This window comes from uncultured Rothia sp. (assembly GCF_937976295.1).
GTDB lineage: Bacteria > Actinomycetota > Actinomycetes > Actinomycetales > Micrococcaceae > Rothia.
On the sequence record NZ_CALJRY010000197.1, the window covers coordinates 1 to 1,510 of the forward strand.

General features: G+C 65.9%; 1 protein-coding gene. It reads right to left on the bottom strand.

Annotation, left to right across the window (positions count from 1 at the left end):
* The coding region (locus Q0216_RS05460) for a DEAD/DEAH box helicase (protein WP_298593572.1) at nt 1–1,510 on the bottom strand (1,510 nt) is incomplete at both ends.

Here is a 1,510-nt window from a genome sequence, read left to right on the forward strand (position 1 = left end):
TACGGTCCACCGCCTGCTGCTCGGCGGCGGGGTTCCACCACGGATCCATGATGAACACGTGATCCGCCTCGGTCAGGTTCAGACCGAAACCGCCAGCCTTGAGCGAAATGAGGAACACCGGCTCCTGACCGCTCGTGAACGCCTCGATGACCTCGGCGCGGTTGCGGGTCGAACCGTCCAGGTACAGGTGGCCGATGCCCTCCTCCGCCAGGCGTGCCGAAATGCTCTTGAGGTAGCCGGTGAACTGGCTGAACACCAGCACACGGTGGCCCTTCTCGAGCAGGCCGGGCAGTTGCTGAACCAGGTAGTCGCGCTTGACCGACGACACCCCGGCGTAGGCTTCCGGATCAATCAGCGCGGCATCAAGCGCCAGACGGCGCAGCAGGGTCAGCGACTGGAAGATCGTGAACCGGTTTTTGTCCATATCCTCCAGCAGACCCAGCACCTTCTGGCGTTCACGCTGCAGATGCGTGTCATAGATGCGGCGGTGACCGGGAGCCAGCGGCAGGTTCACGCGCGTATCGTTCTTCGCCGGAAGCTCCGCCGCCACCAGCTCCTTAGTGCGGCGCAGCATGAGCGGACGGATGCGCCGGCGCAGACGAGCAGCCGTCGCCGCGGCGTGCGCCGGGTCCTCGCCGGATTCCGCCGGGCGAGCGTACAGATCGCGGAACGCGCGGGCGGAAGGGAACAGGCCGTCCGCCACAATCGCCAGCAGCGCCCACAGCTCCATGAGGTTGTTCTCAATGGGCGTGCCGGTCATCGCGATTTTGGTGCGGGCGGGCATTGCGCGGGCGATGGACCAGGCGCGGGTGCCGGTGTTTTTGACGAATTGCGCCTCGTCCAGCAGGAGCGCACCCCAGCCTTCGGGTGCGGAGAGTTCGCCAGTGAATTCGTCAACGGTACGGCCCAGCGTGCGGGCATAGCCGGTGTAGGCATCCTCGTCCATGCGCAGCAGCGTGTAGCTGGTTAGCACCAGGTGCGCCTCCGCGATGCGCTCAGCCAGCGGGGTCTTACCGGCGGTGGTTTCGGTGATGGTCACGACCTTCGCCTCGGGTAGGAAACGTGCCGCCTCCGCCGCCCAGTTGGCGATGACGGAGGTCGGCGCGACCACGAGGAAAGGCGCGAGCGGCTCGACGCTCTCACCGCGCCCGGCGGCATCTTCGGAGGCGGCACGCTCGGAGGCTGCACGATGCTCCTCAATCGCGTGGGCGAGCAGGGCGAGAGCCTGCACGGTCTTACCCAGACCCATATCGTCGGCGAGAATACCGCCCAGACGCTGCTCGTACAAGAAGGACAACCACTGGAAACCCTCCACCTGGTAGGGGCGCAGGGTCGCCTGCAGGCCGACGGGTACCGGGCGCTGAGTAATCACCCGACGGGAAGCCTTCCGGGGTGCGGAGGAATCCTGAGTGCCCTTGTCAGACGCTTTTTCAGCGCCCTTTTCAGTACCCTTTGCGGCGCTCTCTTCGGCATCCTCCAGGCCCTCAACCAGCTCCAGCAGCGAACGCAC